Origin of the sequence: Nocardia thailandica NBRC 100428 (assembly GCF_000308795.1) — a bacterium.
Classification (GTDB): domain Bacteria; phylum Actinomycetota; class Actinomycetes; order Mycobacteriales; family Mycobacteriaceae; genus Nocardia; species Nocardia thailandica.
The window spans coordinates 1-3393 of sequence record NZ_BAGK01000089.1 but is presented as its reverse complement, the minus strand read 5'-3'; the positions used below and the strand labels follow the sequence as shown (position 1 = coordinate 3393).

Genomic DNA, 3393 nt, shown 5'->3' with positions numbered 1-3393 from the left:
GCGGTGGGCAGCACGTGGTTGGACCCGGCGCAGTAGTCGCCGAGGCTGACCGGCGCGTAGGGGCCGACGAAGATCGCGCCCGCGCTGCGCACCCGCGCGGCGACGGCGGCCGCGTCGGCGGTCTGGATCTCGAGGTGCTCGGCGGCGTAGGCGTCGACCACGCGCAGGCCCTGGGCGATGTCGTCGACGAGGACGATGCCGGACTGCTTGCCGCTCAGCGCTTCCCGGACGCGGGCGTCGTGCTTGACCACGGTCAGCTGGGCGTTGATCGCCGCGTCGACGGCGTCGGCCAGCTGGGGGCTGTCGGTGACGAGCACGCTGGCGGCGAGCACGTCGTGCTCGGCCTGGCTGATCAGGTCGGCGGCCACGTGCACCGGGTCGGCGGTGGCGTCGGCGAGCACGGCGATCTCGGTCGGGCCCGCCTCGGCGTCGATGCCGACCAGCCCGCGGCACAGCCGCTTGGCGGCGGTGACGTAGATGTTGCCGGGTCCGGTGATCATGTCGACGGGCGCGAGCGCGCCGCCGTCGGTGTCGGTGCCGCCGTAGGAGAGCAGGGCAACGGCCTGCGCGCCGCCCACGGCCCAGACCTCCTCGACGCCGAGCAGCCGCGCGGCGGCCAGGATGGTCGGGTGCGGCAGCCCACCGAACGGGGCCTGCGGCGGCGAGGCGACGACCAGCGACTCGACGCCGGCCGCCTGGGCGGGCACCACGTTCATGACCACGCTCGACGGGTACACCGCGTTGCCGCCGGGCACGTACAGCCCGACCCGCTCGACCGGCACCCACTTCTCGGTGACCGTGCCGCCGGGGACGACCTCGGTGACGGTGTCGGTGCGGCGCTGGTCGGCGTGGACCTTGCGGGTGCGTTCGATGGCGACCTCGAGGGCCGCGCGCACCGCGGGGTCCAGCTCGTCGAGGGCGCGCGCGAGCTCGGCGGCGGGCACGCGCACGGCCGCCGGGCGGACCCCGTCGAACTTCTCGCTGTAGTCGAGGGCGGCGGCGACGCCGCGGTCCCGGATGTCCTCGACGACCGGCCGCACATGATGCAGCACCGAGTCCACGTCGACTCCCCCGCGCGGCAGCGCGGTGCGCAGCTCGGCAGCGGAGGGAGTACGACCGCGCAGATCGACGCGGGCGAGCTCGATGCGGGTAGTCATAGCGGGGTGAGGTCCTTGTCTGTGCCGGGGATTTTCCGGTACCAGCCTAGTCGCCCGCGCCGTCGGCGCCGTGCTCGGCCCGAGCGGCGGCCCCGCGGACCTCGCGGCCTCCGCGTTCCCCGCGGGCGCACCGAACCGCGACCACACCGGCCGCCGGGCGCGCCGCTCCGCCGCGAGCTGTGACCCAACCGTCCCCGACCCTCGCGCCCGGCGGCCGCCGGGGCAGCGGCCGTCCCGGCCGCGGCGGCCGGGACGACGCCGGGAAACGCGGGTGGCTAGCGGGTTTCGCTGTCGATGAGCAGCCGGCCGCCGTTGCTCACGACGCGCAGCGTCATCGACTTGCTCGACCCGTTGACCGTGATGGTGGCCAGGCGCATGGTGGCCGAGCCGTCGGCGTTGTTGTCGCCGGTGATGTCGCGGAAGGACGTGACGGTGTGGTCGCTCCAGTACTGCTGGAACGCCTGCTCCCCGCCGTAGGCCTTCTGCGCGCCCGGGGTCAGCAGGCTCCACGAGCTGTCGGGGTTGCTGTAGAAGTTCTCGATGACCAGGCCCGCCGCGCCGATGCCGACGGTGCCGGAGTTGGCGGTCTGGCCCACCGGCGAGGCCGCGGTGGTGGTCGGGGCGGCCGAGGTGGCGGACTGGGTGACCGCGGGCGGGCTCGCCTGCGGCGGGGTGCCGGAGTCGGAGCTGCTCATCGCGCTGACGGCCAGGGCGACGACGGCGACCACGGCACCGATCCCGGAGCCGATGAGCACGGCGCGGCCCTTCCCGGGCGACTTGCGCGGCGCGGGAGCGGGCTGGGCCTGGGTCGGCGGGTGCGCGGCGGTGTCCTGCGGGGACGCGGGCCGGGCGGCGGGGCGGGCCGGACGCGCGGTGGCCGGGGAGCCCCCCGCGTGGGTGCGCTGCCCGTTGCGGCGGATCACCTGCGTCGCGGCGGCCGAGTTGCGCCGGTTGTAGGCCTCGGCCGCGGGCACGAAACCGGCGGGCACGGCGTCGCCGTCGGCGAACGCGGCCAGCGCGTCCCGCGATTCGGTCATGGTCGGCCGATCGGCGGGCTCCGGGCTGAGCAGGTCGAGCAGGAAGTCGGTGGCCGGGCCCGCGTTGCGCGGCTCGCGGACCTGCCCGTTGGCGGCGGCGTAGAGCACGGCGAGCGGGTTGGCGTTGGCGCCGTAGGGCGGCTCGCCCTCGAGCGCGTGGAACAGGGTGGCGCCGAGGGCGAACACGTCGGCGGCCGGGGTCGGATCGGCGCCGCGGGCGACCTCGGGGGCCAGGTAGGCCGCGGTGCCGCAGATGAGGCCGGTCTCGGTGAGGGTGACGTCGCCGGTCGCGCGCGAGATACCGAAGTCGGTGATCTTCACCTCGCCGTGATCACCGAGCAGGATGTTGCCCGGCTTGACGTCGCGGTGGACCAGGCCCGCCTGGTGGGCGGCGATGAGCGCCGAGGCGACCTGCTCGCCGATGCGGGCGACCTCGGACAGGGGTAGTGGCCCCTTCTCGCCGAGTTCGGCGGCCAGGCTGCGCGACTTCAGGTACTCCATCACCAGGCACGGGTCACCGTTGTGCTCGGTGATGTCGAAGACGACGATCGCGTTGGGGTGCTGGAACCGCGCGGCGTTGCGCGCCTCGCGAATCGCGCGCTGGCGCAACACGTCCCGCTCGCCCTCGGGAAGGCTGGGCTTGATGTGGATCTGCTTGACGGCCACCGACCGCTGGAGGCGTTCGTCGACGGCACGCCAAACCACGCCTGTGCCGCCGCTACCAATACGCTCGACCAGGCGGTAATGCTCCGCGATCTTCTGACCGGTATCGATGGCGCCTACTCCGAACCTTCTCGAAATCGTGACATCCCGCGTATTGACCATTTATATGGTCCACGACGAGTGTAGCGGGCCGTACGGGCGCCGCGTGCGGCAGCTGGCGGATTACTCCCCCGGTGCTGGGTGGTGCCCGTCACCTTAGAGCAGGAAGGCCGCCGACACCACCTGGAACCGAGGACCGGTCACCCGCGCCAGGGCAGCGTGACCAGGGTTTCGGCGTCGGCCTCGGTCAACGCGATGTCGAACACCTCGGCCACCACCTTCGGGAGCTCGCTCGCCGCCACCTCCCGCGTCTGCGCGCCGCCGTCCGGGTACTCCGTGATCAGGGTGAGATCGTCGAGCACGTGGTGGGCCCCGGGGTGGAAACGCTGCAGGAACGGGCGGGTGGTGAACGGGGAGCGCGGCGAGGTCGAGACGAA

3 protein-coding genes are annotated in these 3393 nt (G+C 73.7%); all 3 read right to left on the bottom strand.

Annotated features, from left to right (window positions below):
- Positions 1–1157 (bottom strand): histidinol dehydrogenase (gene hisD, locus ON36_RS09090; protein WP_043650315.1); only part of this gene is annotated, 1157 nt, incomplete at its 3' end.
- Positions 1158–1432: 275 nt separating this feature from the next.
- Positions 1433–3019 carry a serine/threonine-protein kinase gene (locus tag ON36_RS09085; protein WP_083885016.1) on the bottom strand — a complete coding sequence of 529 codons (1587 nt, stop codon included), beginning with the start codon at positions 3017–3019 and terminating at the stop codon, positions 1433–1435.
- A 137-nt stretch (positions 3020–3156) separates the two neighbouring features.
- The coding region (locus ON36_RS09080) for an arylamine N-acetyltransferase (RefSeq protein ID WP_043650312.1) at positions 3157–3393 on the bottom strand (237 nt) is incomplete at its 5' end.